General features: G+C 64.0%; 16 protein-coding genes. 3 read left to right on the top strand and 13 right to left on the bottom strand.

All coding sequences use genetic code 11. From position 1 onward, the window contains the following. From AC1DB0_RS26140 to AC1DB0_RS26130, 3 genes are all read left to right on the top strand, one after another. Nucleotides 1-1461, top strand: a 1461-nt coding sequence (locus tag AC1DB0_RS26140) for a DUF2345 domain-containing protein (RefSeq protein WP_476758778.1), incomplete at its 5' end; no start/stop codon positions are given. Beyond that, a complete protein-coding gene (locus AC1DB0_RS26135; RefSeq protein WP_476758274.1) occupies nt 1458-3170 on the top strand; it encodes an esterase/lipase family protein in 1713 nt (570 codons plus the stop codon). The genes AC1DB0_RS26140 and AC1DB0_RS26135, both read left to right, overlap by 4 nt. Next, nucleotides 3167-4366 carry a T6SS immunity protein Tli4 family protein gene (locus AC1DB0_RS26130; RefSeq protein WP_476758273.1) on the top strand — a complete coding sequence of 400 codons (1200 nt, stop codon included), beginning with the start codon at nt 3167-3169 and terminating at the stop codon, nt 4364-4366. The genes AC1DB0_RS26135 and AC1DB0_RS26130 overlap by 4 nt, the downstream gene beginning before the upstream one ends. Before the next feature lie 102 nt (nt 4367-4468). On the opposite strand, the gene AC1DB0_RS26125 is transcribed toward AC1DB0_RS26130, so the two are convergent. From AC1DB0_RS26125 to AC1DB0_RS26065, 13 genes are all read right to left on the bottom strand, one after another. Next, the gene (locus AC1DB0_RS26125; RefSeq protein WP_447981605.1) at nt 4469-5398 is read right to left on the bottom strand and encodes a CysB family HTH-type transcriptional regulator; all 930 of its coding nucleotides are present in this window, start codon (nt 5396-5398) and stop codon (nt 4469-4471) included. 9 nt (nt 5399-5407) lie between these two features. Further along, nucleotides 5408-5758: a glyoxalase/bleomycin resistance/dioxygenase family protein gene (locus tag AC1DB0_RS26120; RefSeq protein ID WP_054427605.1), complete on the bottom strand. Its 351-nt coding sequence runs from the start codon at nt 5756-5758 to the stop codon at nt 5408-5410. Between the two features lie 122 nt (nt 5759-5880). Next, nucleotides 5881-7203 (bottom strand): cystathionine beta-lyase, encoded by a 1323-nt coding sequence (gene metC, locus AC1DB0_RS26115; RefSeq protein ID WP_476758272.1) that lies wholly within the window; start codon nt 7201-7203, stop codon nt 5881-5883. Then, nucleotides 7200-7826, bottom strand: coding sequence for a cysteine dioxygenase family protein (locus AC1DB0_RS26110; RefSeq protein ID WP_054427606.1), 627 nt, complete (start codon nt 7824-7826; stop codon nt 7200-7202). Before AC1DB0_RS26110 ends, metC begins: the two co-directional genes overlap by 4 nt. Nucleotides 7827-7848: 22 nt before the next feature. Further along, entirely contained in the window at nt 7849-8679 is an 831-nt protein-coding gene (locus AC1DB0_RS26105; protein WP_054427607.1) for an amino acid ABC transporter ATP-binding protein, read from the bottom strand. Beyond that, nucleotides 8666-9484, bottom strand: coding sequence for an amino acid ABC transporter permease (locus AC1DB0_RS26100; RefSeq protein ID WP_175168608.1), 819 nt, complete (start codon nt 9482-9484; stop codon nt 8666-8668). Before AC1DB0_RS26100 ends, AC1DB0_RS26105 begins: the two co-directional genes overlap by 14 nt. After that, nucleotides 9474-10211, bottom strand: coding sequence for an amino acid ABC transporter permease (locus AC1DB0_RS26095; protein ID WP_054427610.1), 738 nt, complete (start codon nt 10209-10211; stop codon nt 9474-9476). The genes AC1DB0_RS26100 and AC1DB0_RS26095 overlap by 11 nt, the downstream gene beginning before the upstream one ends. After that, nucleotides 10208-11455, bottom strand: a complete 1248-nt coding sequence (locus tag AC1DB0_RS26090; RefSeq protein WP_476758271.1) for an aminotransferase class I/II-fold pyridoxal phosphate-dependent enzyme — start codon at nt 11453-11455, stop codon at nt 10208-10210. Before AC1DB0_RS26090 ends, AC1DB0_RS26095 begins: the two co-directional genes overlap by 4 nt. Next, nucleotides 11452-12876 carry an FAD-binding oxidoreductase gene (locus AC1DB0_RS26085; protein ID WP_476758270.1) on the bottom strand — a complete coding sequence of 475 codons (1425 nt, stop codon included), beginning with the start codon at nt 12874-12876 and terminating at the stop codon, nt 11452-11454. Before AC1DB0_RS26085 ends, AC1DB0_RS26090 begins: the two co-directional genes overlap by 4 nt. Beyond that, nucleotides 12873-13748 carry a transporter substrate-binding domain-containing protein gene (locus tag AC1DB0_RS26080; RefSeq protein WP_254600404.1) on the bottom strand — a complete coding sequence of 292 codons (876 nt, stop codon included), beginning with the start codon at nt 13746-13748 and terminating at the stop codon, nt 12873-12875. The genes AC1DB0_RS26085 and AC1DB0_RS26080 overlap by 4 nt, the downstream gene beginning before the upstream one ends. A gap of 30 nt (nt 13749-13778) precedes the next feature. Next, on the bottom strand, nt 13779-14624 hold the full coding sequence (locus AC1DB0_RS26075; RefSeq protein WP_054427617.1) for a transporter substrate-binding domain-containing protein: 846 nt from the start codon (nt 14622-14624) through the stop codon (nt 13779-13781). Between the two features lie 183 nt (nt 14625-14807). Continuing rightward, complete coding sequence (locus tag AC1DB0_RS26070; RefSeq protein WP_476758777.1) at nt 14808-15830, bottom strand: Bug family tripartite tricarboxylate transporter substrate binding protein; 1023 nt, start codon at nt 15828-15830, stop codon at nt 14808-14810. Beyond that, nucleotides 15827-16756 carry a TauD/TfdA dioxygenase family protein gene (locus tag AC1DB0_RS26065; RefSeq protein WP_054427619.1) on the bottom strand — a complete coding sequence of 310 codons (930 nt, stop codon included), beginning with the start codon at nt 16754-16756 and terminating at the stop codon, nt 15827-15829. The genes AC1DB0_RS26070 and AC1DB0_RS26065 overlap by 4 nt, the downstream gene beginning before the upstream one ends. Nucleotides 16757-16758 lie beyond the last annotated feature (2 nt).

Raw genomic sequence — 16758 nt, 5'->3', positions numbered from 1 at the left:
CCCGAGCCCTGCCCTAAACCCCGCATTGACGGCCCGCAAATGGCCACCGTCGTCGGCCCGCCAAACGAAGAGATCTTTTGCGACGAGTGGGGCCGGGTCAAGGTGCAGTTTCCGTGGGACCGGCTGGGGCAGAACGACGAACACAGCTCCTGCTGGATACGCGTGTCGCAGAACTGGGCGGGCGCGCTGTGGGGGCATATGGCGATCCCGCGGATCGGCCAAGAAGTCGTCGTGCAATTCCTGAATGGCGACCCAGACCAGCCGCTGATCACCTCGCGGGCATACCGCGCGACCAACCTTCCGCCGTATGAACTGCCCCGTCACAACATCCTGCACACCATCAAGAGCAAGGAACACAAGGGCAACCGGGCGAATGAACTGCGCCTGGACGACACGTCAGCGCAGATCAGCGCGGCGTTGATGAGTGAGCACGGGGCGTCTGAACTGCATCTGGGCTATCTGACGCACCCAAGGCCAGCGGGCGGTGAACCTCGCGGTGAGGGGTTTGAGTTGCGGACGGATGATTACGGGGCGTTGCGCGCGGCGAAGGGGTTGCTGCTGACGACCGAGGCGCAACTGCGTGCCAAGGGTGGCCAGCTGGATCGTTCGGAGATCGTCGGGGTACTGGAAGCCGCGCTGGAGCTGGCTCGGAACTTGGGCGACTACGCAGGCAAACATGAAGGCGTGGCACACGACGTTCAGCCCCAACAGTCGCTAACCAACGCCGTGCGCGATCTAGGCCACGGCGCAAATGATCAATCAACCGGCGCAGGCCAAGGCGACCACGCCGCGCTGGCGCTCAGCGCCCCTGGCGGCATCGCCGCCGCCACACCCGCCAGCCTGACCTTAAGCGCAGGCGACCACCTCGACAGCATCGCCCAGCGCAATCAGCAGATCAGCGCAGGCGAGAATGTCGTTGTCAACGCAGGCGGCGACATGGGCCTGTTCTCTCAAGGCGGCTCAATGCGCCACATCGCCCACCAAGGCGAAATGATCCTGCAAGCGCAGCACAACGCCATCCGCATTCAGGCAGACCAAAGCGCAGAGCTCACGTCCAGCAAACAACACGTGCTAATCGCCGCCGACAAACACATCACGCTGCTTTGCGGCGGGGCTTATATCAAGATGGCCGATGGGAATGTTGAATTGGGCATGCCGGGCACTTTTTCGGTCAAGGCGGCACAGCACAACTTTTCGGGGCCGCAAAGCGCGTCGATCGAGTTCAACACATGGGATGCGACGCCGTTTGATGACGCTTACATCATTCGAGACTCCTCAACTGATGAACCGTTGGCGAATACGGCGGTAGAGCTGCGCCGCGGTGACGGCGCGCTTGTTCGCCTGATCACCGACGCAAAAGGCCGTCTGCCCATGCAGCAGGACCTGTTGATGGATCTGGTCAACATGCGAATCATGTCGTCCGACCCGGCCGCTGAATCTGACCCGGAGGCAAGCTCGTGAACTCTCCCCTTTCCGATGATGAAGTGCTGGTTCCGTGCACCCGAGACAAGCTGGGCCGGCGCGTGTATTCCACGCGGCTGACCCCGACCGAAGATAAACGAGAAAAGGTGTTGCTTTGCTCCCTGCCAGCACCGATACCCGTGGTGTTCCTGCCTGGAATCATGGGCACGAATTTGCGCAATAGGGAATCTAAGGAAACCGTCTGGCGCCCGCCAAACACGGGCTTTTCCCTTGGCGATATTTTCGGATTGATCGCCGCGATTTTTACGTGGTGGAGCCGGGGACCCAAAGAGCGTCAAGAGCTGCTCGGCCCAAACGCTGTCGAAGTTGATGACAGCGGCCCCATCAGCCTGGGCGACTCAGGCCTGAGCGCCGACGCCGCACGGCTACGCGGTTGGGGCAGCGCACACAAAATGTACTACCACCCATTCCTGGCCCGCATGGAGCAACGGCTGGACAACATCTATCGTGGCCGAAAAATTCAGACATGGTGGAACGAAGAAGGCTTGCGTGAGCCGGAAGAATACGGGGAGGAGCGCGGCCAGGTCACCCCGCTAACCGAAGACGAGTTGATCCACGCCGGCAAATATCAGTTTGATGTCTGGTGTGGCGGCTACAACTGGCTGCAATCGAATGCAGATTCGGCGGCTGACATACGCGACTACATCGAAAAAACCGTGCTTGCCCATTACCGCAAAGAAGGCGGTATCAGCGCCAAGCAAGCCGACACCATGAAGGTGATATTGGTCACGCACTCGATGGGCGGCATCGTCAGCCGCGCGCTGACCGAACTACAGGGATATGACCGCGTGCTGGGCGTCGTGCACGGCGTGCAACCCGCCACCGGCGCGCCCGCCATTTATCACCACATGCGTTGCGGGTACGAAGGCATGGTCCAAGTCATCCTGGGGTCGAATGCTGGAGAAGTCACCGCCGTCGTGGGCCGCTCACCCGGTGGGCTGGAACTGATGCCGACGACGGAATATCGCGGCGGCAGACCGTGGCTGTTCCTGCGGCATGCCGAAGGGCCAGTTTTGAAAGACGCTGAAGGGAGACCACGGGCATATCCGCAACGGGGCGATCCGTATGAGGAGATCTACAAGAGCGCGGCCTGGTATGGACTGGTGCCGGACCAGAATACGAAGTACTTGAATATGTTGGAGAAATCAGCACGATCGGATGCCAATTTGGATTCAAGGTCGGATTTCTACAAGCTGGTAGACCACGTAACAGAATTCCAAAGCGCTTTGACAAAAGCAGGCTATCACCCTCAAACCTATGCCCACTACGGCGCTGATGATGGCCTGCATAGTTGGCGCGAGATCATTTGGCAAGGAGATCCGTCCTCATTGGAAATGTTTGGCGCAAGGCCTCAGGATGACGGCAATGGAAGCTACCGGGGCCTGTTCGATCGGCAGCGGCCTGCCCTGATTCCTACGACGCCTCCCTGGACTGCCCAAGGCCAAGACACACATGGCAGTGGCGGCGACGGCACCGTGTCCACCGATTCTGGGCGGATGCCTGGACGGCGCGGGGTCAAAGCCAGCTTTCGTCATGGTGGCAAAAGCTACGGTCAATACAACCAAGCCAAAGGCTACGAACACGCAGACAGCTACGTCGACGAACGCGCGCAATGGGCGGCGATATTCGGCGTGATCAAGATTGCCCAACTCGCGGACTGGCATCCCTCCGACAAGGCCAGAACATGAGCCGCCTGACGCACGCGTTAATTGCGATTGGAGTCGCGACCTCCATGGCGCTTTCCGGCTGCTCTTCACTCTCACCTCAATCCCGGAGTTCTGATGTGAACAAAGATGGATGGATCACGCATTGTTTTGGCCGCTTTGTCATTGACCTGCCCCCGGATGCCGTCATCAGGCCAAGCTATCGATTGTGGGGCGTAGGCCTGGAGACACGGCAAGATCCCGCCTCCGCAATCGCAGGCATCCTCGACGCGCGAGAGCGTGAGCTCAAGGCCCAGCCTCATCGCAAAACCAACGGCAGCATGTTCGTACGCCGCATCGAATTTGGTCCGGACTCAAGGGGGATCTATTCCTGGTCCTCAAGCATCAACTCCCGAATCTATCGTCTGGAAGCGTATGCCGTGGCTCAGCCCGCAGGGCAAGTATTTCGCTGGAGTCCCGAGATATCCGACGATCGAGAAGAACGCGCGATGCTCCGCACAAAAACCTGGACCAGCCATCTCCGCTCACGCGACCCACTCGAAATCCCAACCGAGTCAGGCTTCTGCATCAACGGCGGCTTCATCGCCGGCAGTGCCTTCCAAGTCGAGAGCTTCCGAATCGGCGTGACGTTCCCCAATCACCCCGGCGCGCAATTCCTTTTCCGTTCCAGCACCGGCGCTGAAGAAAACCGTTTGCTGGAAAGAATGGGAGGCTTCCTGATGGGGGTTGCCAAACTGGCCGCAGGCATCACCACCTTGCGCAAAGGCGTGCGCAATGTCGGCCCGATCCAGGCCGAGGAATTCGCCACCGCCGGCAGCCAGGACGGCCAGCGGCTCTATTCCTTTACCTGGGAATCGCAAGGTAAGGACGACTCCATTACCGAGCCGAATCTGGCTGCGCAGCTGGGCGTGCTGGAACGCAACCCCGACGGCCAAAGCAACCCGCCGCCACCGGCCTTTCCCACAGACGCCGATGCGTTGGCGCTATGGGACGCCATTGTGGAATCCATCCGCTTGCGTCCCGGCGCGGCGGGCGTGTCGTCGAAAGCGGACGGCTCAAATTCCGGGCTAGTGGCGGCTTCCGGAACGCCTTGCCCGTGGCCCGGCGTCTGGAGATGCGATGGCGCGGCGCAAGGGCCGGATCAAACCTTCATGCACGGCGAGATGCTGCCCAGGGTCAACGGCCAGATCGTGTCGTGGCGGCTCGTCAAAGCGTTTTGAGCCCCGCATACGCATCTACCCCTACTAATCGAACCTGCTGCCGAAAGAATCAATAAAGACGGAGAAAATTCTGACCTTCTACTTTCCCCTGATCGCGCGGCATTACCCTTCCCCCTTCAACTCCCTATCCACCACCTCCCGCGTCAGCGTAGGCACGAACATTTCAATGAAATGAAACGCATACCCGCGCAGCCACGCGCCGCGGCGGATTGCCAGGCGGGTCAGGTTGATCTCGAATAGATGGCGGGCGTCGATGGCGCACAGGCGGGTGTCGCGTTCGGCGTCCCAGGCTACCGCGGCCACGATACCCACGCCCAACTCCAGTTCGACGTAGGTCTTGATGACGTCCGCGTCCATGGCGGTCATGACGATATCCGGCGTGATGCCGGCGCGCGCGAAGGCTTCGTCGATGTGGGCGCGGCCGGTGTAGCCGCGGCCGTAGGTGATGATGGGGTAGCGCGACAGCTGCGACAGGCTGATGCCGTCGTGCTGGTGTTCCAGCGGATGGCCGCGCGGCACGATGATGCTGTGGCTCCAGCGATAGCACGGCAGGTTCACCAGGCCGGGATAGTCGGCCACGGCTTCGGTTGCCACGCCGATGTCGGCCTCGCCTTCCAGTAGCATTTCCGAGACTTGCTTGGGCGAGCCTTGGTGCAGATGCAGCACCACATCGGGGTAACGCTGGCGGAATTCCTTGATGACGGGAGGCAAGGCGTAGCGCGCTTGCGAGTGCGTGGCCGCAATCGACAGCACGCCCTTGCGGCTGTCGGCGTACTCCGCGCCCGCGTGACGGATGTTGTCCGCGCATTGCAGAATCTGCTCGACCAGCGGCAGAATCAGTTCGCCGGGCGGGGTCAGGCCGATCAGGCGTTTGCCTGAGCGCACGAAGATGTCCACGCCCACCTCTTCTTCCAGCTCACGGATCTGCCGGCTGACGCCGGGTTGAGACGTGTGCAGGCTTTCCGAGACGTCGGTCAAGTTGAAGTCCTGGCGCACGGCTTCGCGCACCGAACGCAGTTGCTGGAAGTTCATCGCGCGCCTTCAGCCCAGAAAGGCCAGTTGATTGCCGGACGGATCTTTCACATACATGACGCGCGGCAGCGCGTCGGGCAGCGAACAGACCGGGTAGTGGCCCGCCTGGCGCAGGCGCGCCAGGATCTCGTCGTAGGCGTGGGTCTTGATGGCGAGGTAATCGGGTTTGACGCTGCGGCTGACCTCGTCAACCGGAGACAGCGACAAGGTGGCGTCGCCCAGCGCAAAGAGCAGGCGCTGGTCACCAGCGCTTGCCATTTCGTCCAGGCCGATGACGCGATGATAGAAATCCCGCACGGCTTGCTCCCGATGCGACAAGAACGGAAGCTGTACGGATTCGATCGAAATAGAAGGTGTCATGCCCTGCTGCCAGCCATGGAACAGGGCAAATTCTAGTACCCGAAGGTACAACCGGACAAAGAGGTTGTAATTGCTTCTACATAGCCAGAAACCCTAAAGCGCGAGGCTTATTTGCATATGCGTTATGCGCTACGGCGCAAGGCGTCACGGGTGACGCTGAAGGCGCGTTCCAGGTCGCCGATCAGGTCCTGCGGGTGCTCCAGTCCGATGTGCAGGCGCACGACGGATGGCTTGCCCGCCCCTTGTTGCCAGACGCTGTGTTCGGCCAGCCGTTCGGGCGCAGCTTCAAGCGCCAGGCTTTCGTAGCCGCCCCAGGATGCGCCGATCGAGAAGTAGCGCAGCGCATCGATGAAGCGAGAGGCCGCCGCTGGGTCTGCGTTGCCGAACGCAAACGACACCAAGCCGCTTGCGCCGCTGAAGTCGCGCCGCCACAAGGCATGGCCGGGGTCTTCCCGCAACGCCGGGTAGAAGACTTGGGCGACATCCCCATGACCCGCCAGGTACTCCGCCACGGCCAGCGCATTGGTCTGATGCCGCGCCAGGCGCACATCCAGCGTGCGCAGGCCGCGCAAGGTCAGATAGGCGTCGTCGGCGCCCACCGACAGGCCCAATGCGTCGTAGGTAACGCCGATCTTGCGCGCGAGTTCGGCGCTGTCGACGGTGACCACGCCCATCATCACATCCGAATGCCCGGCCAGGTATTTGGTGGCGGCCTGAATGGAGATGTTCGCGCCCAGCGCCAGCGGCTGGTAGTACAGGCCGCCGCTCCAGGTGTTGTCAGCGGCCACCAGCACGCCATGCCGGCGCGCGGTGGCGGCAAGCGCGGGCAGGTCCAGCACTTCGAACAACAGCGAGCTGGGGGATTCCAGATACAGCAGACGCGTGTTCGGGCGTATCAGGGACTCCAGCGTGTCTTGCGAGGGCGAAAAGTATTCCACCTGGACGCCGTAGCGTTGCAGCAGCGATTTATCCACCTTGCGCACTGGCGAATACACGCTGTCGGCCACCAGCGCATGGTCGCCGGGCGCAAGCGTGGCCAGCAACACCAACGTAATCGCCGACAGGCCCGACGGCGCCAGCACCGTGCGATGCCCGCCTTCCAGCGAGGCCACGGCTTCCTCCAGCGCCTGATGCGTGTCCAGGCCATGGCGGCCATAGGTGGCCACGCGATCGCCGGCGGCACGCAGCTTGTTCAAGGCGGCCTGCGCGGCGGTGTCGGCAAAACGTACCGTGCTGGTGCGCACGACGGGCACGTTGACCGGCCCGGCGCCGTTCTTCAATTCAGGCGCGCCGGCATGCACGAGCCGCGTCTGGACGTGGGCTTGTGGTTGATCGTGCGCTTTGCCATGGGCTTGGGCTTGGCCGTGCACTTGGCCCTGGGCTTGGGCTTGGGCTTGGCCTTGGCCTTGGCCTTGGCCTTGGGCTTGGATTTGCTCTTGGCTCATGCGCGCACCTCTTGACCCGGTTTCATCTGGGTGGCGTTGTAGTTCAGGATCTGGCCGGTAGCCAGGTCGATACCAATCCGGCCTGACAGGGTCTCTAAAGGCTGGCCGTACAGATGGAAATGCAGCGTAGGCGATTCGCCCGTGACGTGGATGCTGTGAATGTCATCAGGCAGAAACGACAATGACTGCCCTGGCTGCACCACCACTTCGCGCACCTGTTCCAACGTCGCCCGGCCCGCCTGCGAACCGTCGTCGCTGCGGCGGTAGACGCGGTTCAGCTCTTGCCCGGACAAGGCCACGATCACCGCCCAGGTCGTGTGGTTATGCGGCAAGGTGGTCTTGCCCGGGTTGATGGAATTCAGATACAGCGCCGGCACGCCCGGCGCGTCGTCGGGGTTCAGCCGGTAGCGCGTGGACGCGCCCACGCCCTGCCCGGCTGCGGGMGGCGGGAAGTCAGACGCGGGAAACAGCTCGCGATGTTGCGCCAGTTGCTCCAGGCGCGTGGTAACCGCTGCCAGTTGTTCGCGGGTCACGATGTCGGACTTCAGCAGTTGGCGGATGTCAGACAGCGCCGTTTGCACCTGCTGGCGGCGGCGCGAGGAAATTGCGGATTCGGTGGTCATGATGAAGATCGCTCCAAAGGGGTCATACCGCCAGACGCAGCGGGTCGAACGTCAGATAGTTGGCGATGGGGTCCGGCGCCGGTTTGCGCGCGGCAGCCGCGCCGGATGAACGTTGCAGGAACGCCCGCGTGCGCTCGCTTTGTGGCGCGCCAAAGATGCGCGACGGCGGGCCGTGCTCGACGATGCGGCCGGCTTCGGTGAAGTACACGGTGTCGCTGACCTCTTCGGCAAAGCGCATTTCGTGGGTGACGAGCATGCAGGTCAGGCCGTCTTGCACCAAGTCGCGAATCACGGTCAGCACTTCGCCGACCATTTCAGGGTCCAGCGCGGACGTCACCTCGTCGAACAGGATCAGTTCAGGTTGCATCGTCAGCGCGCGCGCAATCGCCACGCGCTGTTGCTGGCCGCCCGAGAGTTCACCGGGATACGCGCGTTCCTTGTGTTCCATCCTGACTTTGGCCAATAGCTCGCGCGCCCGCGCCTCGGCCTGCGCACGCGGCTGGCCGCCGACTTTGATGGGCGAGATCACCAGGTTTTCCAGCACGCTCAGGTGCGGAAACAGGTTGTACTGCTGGAACACAAAGCCCACGCGTTTGCGCAGCGCGATGAAGTCGGATTCCGTTTTCAGGGCATCGACTTGCACGCCGCCCACTTGGATGGCGCCGCGCTGCGGACGCAGCAGTCCCGTGATGCAACGCAAGATGGTGGATTTGCCCGAGCCCGACGGGCCGATGATCGACACCGCCTGGCCCTGCTTGACCTCGACGTCGATGCCTTTCAAGACTTCGGTGTCGCCAAAGGCCAGATGCACGTCGCGCAGGCTGACCAGCGGATTAAGTTCAATGATGTTCATGGCGTCGTTCCAGATACCGCGTCCAACGCGCGATGGGGTAGCAATAGGCGAAAAAAAGCGCCAATAGCGTGAAATAGACCAGGATGGTGAAGTCGCTGCGCGCGACGGTGTTGCTGGCCACGGTGGCCGTGTCGACCAGATCGTGCACGCCCACCAGCGAGGCCAGCGACGTGCTCATCGTGATGCTGGCCATCAGGTTCATCCACGACGGCAGCATGCGCCGCACGCATTGGGGCAACACGATCATGCGAAAGATCTGCGTCCGGCGAAACGCCAGCGACTGCGCGGCTTCCCACTGCGCGCTGGGTATCGATTGAATCGCCCCGCGAAAGATCTCGGCCACGTTGGCGCTGGCGGGCAAGCCCAGCCCGATCACCACCTTGATCCAATCCGGAAACGGCAAATACCAGCCCGCCAGGTTCACTTCAAACGGGAACACATACGTTGTGAAATAGACCAGCACCAGAATGGGCGCATTGCGAAACAGCAGCACATAGGCTCGCGTCAGTCGGCGCAGCACGGCGGACGGTGATAGCGACAACGCGCCCACCACCAGCCCCGCCACCGTGCCCAACGCCATCGCCAACATGCTGATCTGGATGTTCATGCCCAGCCCGCGCAACAAGGCGGGTGACCAATGCCACAGCGCCTGCACGGCGGCGGGCGTGGTGCCGGTGGCGGCCCACGTCAGGCCCAGCGCGGCAAACGCCAGCAGCAGCACGAACCAGGGGTCGCGCACCAAGGCGGGCAGGAATCCGCCAGACGTGCGGCCACGGTTGGCGTTCAAGGCAAGTTCATTGGCCATAGCCGGGCATCCTCAAACGGTCTTCCAGCCACCGGCCCGCCACGCTGACCAGCCACGTCAGCAAGCCGAAATACAGCAGGATCAGCAGCAGAAGCTCAAGCACGTTGTCGCGGTGCGACCAGATCATGATGGATTCATACGTGACGTCGCCCACCGCAATGGCCGAGGCAATGGCCGTCATCTTCACCAGGTCCACCAGGTTGTTCACCAGCGCGGGCAAGGCGAAGCGCACCGCCAGTGGCAGCTGCACCTGCGTCAGGATCTGGCGGCGCGAAAACGCCAGCGAACGCGCCGCTTCCATCGTTACCGACGGCACGGCTTCGATGCCGGCGCGCAGCGCTTCGGCGTGGAACACGCCTTTGTGCAGCGCCACCACGATCACCACCCAGGCAAACGGGGTGATGGGATTGCCGCCGCCCAGCTTCTGCGTGATCAGCATGTTCAGCACCAGAAACGCGCAATACAGCTGCACCAGCGTCGGCGTGTTGCGCGTGACTTCCACAAACGCCTGCAAGGGCCGCGCCAGCCACGGGCGGCCGCTGGTCAAGGCGGCTGCGATCAACACACCGAACAACAGGCTGACCGGGATGGTCCATGCGCACAGTTGCAGCGTCACCCACAGCCCATGGCCGAACGCGGACAATTCAGCCGGGTCCTGCACGAAGCTGTAGTTAAGGCCCAGCGGCTTGAAGAAGCCAACCCAGGCCTGCAAGACCGATTCGATCATGCGGCGGCCTCCAGCACGTCAGGCGGCGCCAGGGCCGCCACCGCGCGCGCAATGCGTGTGATGGCGGCATCGATGTTCGCGTCCGATGCGGCGAACGACAGTCGCAAATACGGCGACAAGCCATAGGCCGCACCCCGCACCACCGCCACGCCTTCGGCTTCCAGCAACCAATCGACGACATCCCCATCATGTTCGATGCGTTTTCCATCGGGGCGCGCGGCGCCGATCAGGCCCGCCACCCCAATCCATGCAAAGAACGAGCCCTGCGGCGCATGCACCTGCAAGCCCGGCACGCTGCTTAAGCCTTGAACTACCCGCTGCGCGCGCCGCTCGTAAGCCTGTCTTGCGGTATCAACGAAGTCATCCGCCACGCCTTGCAACGCCGCCAGCGCCGCGGCCTGGCCCAGTGAACTTGGGCCGGACGACACCTGCGACTGCACCGCCTCCAGCGCATGAATCAAGGCTTGCGGCCCCGTGCCCCAGCCGATGCGCCACCCCGTCATCGCGTACGCCTTGGATACCCCGTTGACGACCAGCGTACGGCCGGCCAGATCGGGCGCCACGCGCAGCAGCTGCGCGGGCGGCTGGCCAAACCAGATTTCTTCGTACATCTCGTCCCACAACACCAGCACATGCGGCGCGGTGCGCAGCACGCCGGACAGGGCTTGCAGCTCGGCCGCCGAATACACCGCGCCAGACGGATTGCCCGGCGAGTTCAGGATCAGCCACTTGGTGCGCGGCGTGATGGCGTCGCGCAGGGCCTGCGGCGTCAGTTTGAAGCCGTCTTCGGCCAAGGTATTCACCACCACCGGCACGCCGCCATTGATGCGGACGGCATCCGGAAACGTGGGCCAATACGGGGCGGGCACGATGACTTCGTCGCCGTCGTCCAGCGTGGCGTTGAGCGCCAGGTAGATCACCTGCTTGCCGCCGTTGGAGATGATGACGTTGGACGCGTTGACGTCCAGCCCGTGCCGGTTGCGATAGCCGTCCGCCACCGCGCGGCGCAGCGCCGCCGTGCCCGCCGTGGGCGTGTACTTGGTCTGGCCTTGTTCCAGCGCTGCGCGCGCGGCGTCCTTGATGGGCGCCGGTGTGTCAAAGTCGGGTTCGCCAGACGTCAACACGATGATGGATCGGCCTTCGGCGGCCAGCCGCGCCGCGCGGGCGCCGGCGGCGGCAATGGGAGACAGCTCGGCGCTGCGGGCGCGGCGCGATAAGGCGCCGGGAAACAGGGTTGCGGTCATGTCAGCACCTTTCCGGGATTCATCAGGTTCAAAGGGTCCAGCGCCTGCTTGATACGGCGCATCAGCGCCAGTTCCAGCGGGCTCTTGTAAAGCGGCAGCGCATCACGCTTGACCTGGCCGATGCCATGCTCGGCGCTGATCGACCCGCCCTGCGCATGCGCCTGGGCATGCACCACGTCATGGATGCGGTCTTCAAGGTCGAACAGATGGCGCACGGGGCGCGCCAGGTTGTGCGACACGTTGTAGTGCAGGTTGCCGTCGCCCAGATGGCCAAACGCCATAGGGCGCAGGCCGGCGTCCAGCGTGTGCAGCGCCTCGGCCGTGGCCCGCAGAAAGGCCGGCACGCGAGAGATTGGCACCGAGATATCGTGCTTGACGTTGCCGCCGTCGCGCGCCTGCGCGACACCAATGGCTTCGTCACGCAAGCGCCAGAAGGCGGCCGATTGCTGCAAGTTGTGCGCGATCACCGCGTCGGCCAGCAGGCCGGCTTCCAGCGCTTCCTGCCCCAGCCGCAGCAATGCCGCACCCGCGCCTTCCGGGCTTTCCGACGCGGCTTCCAGCAAGGCATACCAGGGCTGGCCCAAGCCGGGCAAGGGCTGCGGCTGCTCCGGCACGTGCAGCGCCACCAGGTCCAGTACCGGCTGGCTGATCAGTTCGAACCCAGTCAACGACGCGCCCAGCCGCTGCCGCGCCAGCGATAGAAACGACAGCGCTGCGTCGATGGACGGAAAGGCCACGAAGGCGCTGCCCTGCCCGGCCGGCAAGGGATATAGCTTGAGCGTGGCAGCGGTGATGACACCCAGCGTGCCTTCACTGCCGATGTACAAGTCCCGAAGCGAATAGCCGGTGTTGTCCTTGCGCAGCCCGCGCAAGCCGTTCCAGATGCCGCCTTCGGCCGTCACCACTTCCAGGCCCAGCGTCAGTTCGCGTGTGTTGCCGTAGCGCAGCACCTGTGTGCCGCCGGCGTTCGTCGACAAGTTGCCGCCAATGGTGCAACTGCCCTCTGAGCCCAGGCTCAAGGGAAACAGCCGGTTCGCCTGGCGCGCCGCATCTTGAACGGCGGCCAGCACACAGCCGGCCTGCACGGTGATGGTGTCGTTGTCCGTGTCCAGCGCCAGCACGCGGTTCAAGCGGCCCAGCGACAACAGCACCGCCTGCCCGCCCGCATCGGGCGTGGCGCCGCCCATCAAGCCCGTGTTGCCACCCTGCGGCACGACGGGCACGCCGGCCGCGCGGCACAGGCGCAACACGGCAGCCACTTCTTCGGCGTCTGCCGGACGCGCCACCGCCAGCGCCTGTCCGTGCAGGCGGCCGCGCTGGTCGGTCAGGTACGGCGCGGCGTCCGCGCCTGTCCAGACCCAGTCGTGGCCCAGGCGGGCGCGCAACGCGGCCAAGAGGGAATCGGCAACGGCCGCCGTCATGGTTTGGCCTGCGCCTCGGGCGGCGCGCTGTCGAACTTGCCCGTCTGCGCCTGGGCGGTGGCTTGTTTCAGGTAGTCGGCCGGCACGCCGTAGCGGTCGGCTTCCTTTACCAGCAGGCCCGTCTTCAGCCAGTCGCGAATGACGCCGTCAACAAAGGCGCGCGTGTCGGCTTCGTTGCGCCGCGTCCAGATCACCGTTGGCGACGGAATCAGCTGGTCGGATGTCGCCAGTTCAAAGTCCTTCCATTCCCCGCCATTGGGACCGTGCAGCGTTTCATACAGCGCGGGCTGGATGTGTACCGACGCGTCGCAACTGCCGCCCTTCAACGCCAGCAACGACTCGGGAATATTGCGCAAGCCCTTGACCACCGCGCCGTACGTGTCCTGCAAGGGCTTGGCGAAGTTGCTGCCTTGCGACACGCACGCGACCTTGCCCTTCAGGTCTTCCCAACGCTTGATGCCGCTTTGCTTGGACACCATCGCCGCGCCGCCCACCAGGTTGTAGGGCGTGGGTGCGTAGCTCAGGATTTCGCTGCGTTCCTGCGTCCACTGAATGTTGGCGATCAGCAGATCCACCTTGCCCGCCTGCAGGAACTGCACGCGCGTGGATGCGGTGACGGGCACGGTTTCCAGGCTGACGCCCAGGCGCTTGGCGATGTCCGCGCCCAGGTCCGTCTGAAAGCCGCCCACCTTGCCGGTGGCCGGGTCCAGAATGCCAAACGGCGGGCTGGCGCCGTCCACGCCGATCACGATCTTGCCGCGCTGCTTGATCTTGTCCAGGGTCGCGTCCGCATGCGCGGCGCCGGACACGGCCAACGCGGCCATACCCGCCAACGCCAACACGGCGCCCATCTTGTTGCCAAGGTGCTTCATCTTGTTCTTCCGTTCTGGTCGGGCAAGCGCTTAGCTGCCCTGCTTGAATTTCGCGTTCAGTTCTTGCAGCAGCGGTTGCGCCGGTTCGAGCCCCAAGCGCTTTTCCGTGGCGATCAGCCAGCCGCTGCGGTGCCAGTCCTGCACCACGCGATCGACAGCGGCGATGGTGTCGGCTTCACCCTTGCGGGTCCAGACCACCGAGTTCGCGGGCAGCACTTCGGTCTTGATGGGCGCGTGGTAGTCCGCCCATTCCGGGTTGTTGCGCAGCAAGGGGTGGATGAGCGTGGAGTCGTGCACAGCGGCCACGCACTGGCCGCCCCGCAGCGCCAACAACGAATCCGACGAGCTCTTGTAGCCCTTGACCACTGCGCCGTAGTCGGTCGACAAGGGTTTGGCGAAGCTGCTGCCTTGCGACACGCACACGGGCTTGCCGCGCAGGTCTTCCCACGTTGTGATGCCGCTGGTCTTCAAGGTAGCGGCCGCGCCACCCACCCGGAAGAACGGCGTGGGCGCGTAGCCCAGAATCTCGGCGCGCTCGGGGTTCAGTTCCATGGACGCGATCAGCAAGTCCACCTTGCCCGAGATCAGAAACTGCGTGCGCGTGGCCGTCTGCACTTGCACGAGTTCCGCCTTCACGCCCAATCCCTTGGCCAGTTCCCGCGCCAGTTCCGGGTTCCAGCCCACCAGCTGCTGCGTGGCGGGGTCCAGCGATCCGAACACACCGCCGTTGGCCAGCACGCCGATGGTGACGGTGCCACGCTGCTTGATCTTGTCGAGCGTGGCGTCGGCGTGGGCCGCGCCTGCTGCGAAGGTCAGCGCCAGCGCCAGGGCGTGTGCGGCGCGGGCCGGGCCTGTTGTCTTCTTATGAATTGCCATGAGGGTTCTTGTCATTTGCATTGAACGGATGTCCATGCTGCTTGCGCCGTCCCGGCAAGACAAAGAAGACTTTCAGATATCAATATGCGGGGGCCGCCGCGCGCGCCTGCATGCGCGCGCCTGCATGCGCCCGACTTCATGCGCGGACTGCGTGCGCCTGCGGTGTGCGGCCGCTGCGCGCGCCTACTTCAACTTCACGTCTGCCGACGCGATGACGCGCTGATAGGTCGCGATGTCATCACGCACGGTCTGGTCCACCGCATCGGGCGATGTGGCGGCAATCGTGAAACCCAGGTTTTCCAGCAATGCGGCCGTTTCGGGTTCGCGTAGCACGGCCACCACATCGCGGTTGATGCGGTCCACCACGGCGCGCGGCGTGGAGGCCGGCACCGAGAAGCCTTGCCAGCTTTCCACCACATAGTCCGCCAGCCCGGCCTCCTGAATAGTCGGCACATCGGGCAGTGCCTTCGACCGGTACGGTGTGGTCACCGCCAGCGMCACCAGCTTGCCGTTGCGCACGTTTTCCGTGGCGGCGGCCAGGGTGATCAGCATGGCGTCGACGTGGCCGCCCAGCACGTCCAGCGTGGCCGGCCCCCCGCCCGGATACGGAATCTGATTGGTCTTGGCGCCCATGCGCTCGTTCAGCAGTTCAACCGCCAAGTGCTGCAAGCTGCCTGTGCCGCCCGGCAGCGCCAGCGAAATTTCGCCTGGCTTCTGCTTCACCAACGCCACGAATTCCTGGAAGGTCTTCACCCCCAGGCCAGGGCGCACCACCAGCAATTGCGGGTTCACAACGGCCTTCGTCACGCCCTGCAAGTCCTTGACCGGGTCATACGGAAGCTTGCCCGGCTGCAAGGCGTTCAAGGACAAGGCGTCGCCCGCCAGCAGCAAGGTGTAGCCGTCGCCGCGCGCATGCGCGACCGCAGCGTTACCGATGGCGCTGCTGGCGCCCGGCTGGTTTTCTACGACGACGCTCTGATGCCATTTCTCGCCCAGCTTCTGGGCGACGGTGCGCGCCAGCTTGTCGGCGCTGCCGCCTGCCGACACCGGCACCACGATCTTGACCGGCCGGTTCGGATAGCGGTTGGCGTCTTCGCCCGGCACGGGTGCGGAGCCCGCAAAATTGCTGAGCAGCCCGGCGCCTAACACCACGCCGCCCAACAACCCCAAGCCGGCACGCCATGCGGATTTGCGTTTGATGCTCATGCCACGGCTCCCGTGTCCACGCCGAAGGCGCTGAACGGTTTGCCCAACACGGCGTTGGAATGGCGGCCATCCACGCCCACCGGCACGTCGCCCTCAAGCGTGATGCGGTACAGCACCCGCTCCACGTCCAGGTAGGCGAAGTCGCCCGGCCCTTGATGCGCGGTGGCGCGGTTGTCCCAGAAAGCGATGCTGCCGGGTTGCCAGCGGAAGCGCACGGTGTATTCCGGCCGCGTGATTTCCTCGAAGAACAGGTTCAACAGATGGCGGCTTTCTTCCTCGTTCACGTCCTTGATGCGGCGGGTGAAGCCCGGGTTCACGAAGAGTGCGCGCTCGCCCGTTTCAGGCAGCACGCGCACCACCGGATGCTCAGACACCAAGGGGCTGGCCTGCACCCGTTGCGCGTAGACGGTTTGGTTATCGAAGTCGCCGTTGAATCCGCCAAATTGATGGCGCGCCCACAAGCCGTCAGCCAAGGCGCGCAGCGCGGGCGACAAGTGTTCATACGCGGCCACCAGATTCGTGAACAAGGTGTCGCCGCCAAAGGCCGGCACTTGCCGGCCGGCGCGCAGGATGGAGCCCGCGGGCGGGTTCACCACGCCGGTCACATCGGTGTGCCAGCGTTCGCCACGACGCCCCGTGGTGGACGCGGAAGAAATGGTGCGGATCTGCGGATAGCCTTCCGGCGGGTTGGCGTCGTAAGGATGCGCGGATGTCGGCCGCCCGAAACGCCGCGCAAAGGCCAGATGCTGCGCGTGGTCGATATGCTGATCGCGAAAGAAGATGACCTTCCAGCGCAGCAGCGCCGCCTTGATCTCGTCGACCTCGTCCTGCGTCAACGGCTGCGTCAGATCCACGCCGTGAATCTCGGCGCCGGTAAAAACGGAAAGCGGCCGGACGTCCAGCCGCGTGTGTACCAGTGTGCTCATGT

The sequence above is a fragment of the Achromobacter sp. 10T422 genome (assembly GCF_056394065.1).
Note: the sequence above shows the minus strand (reverse complement) of the source record. Positions and strands in the feature narration are given on the sequence as shown.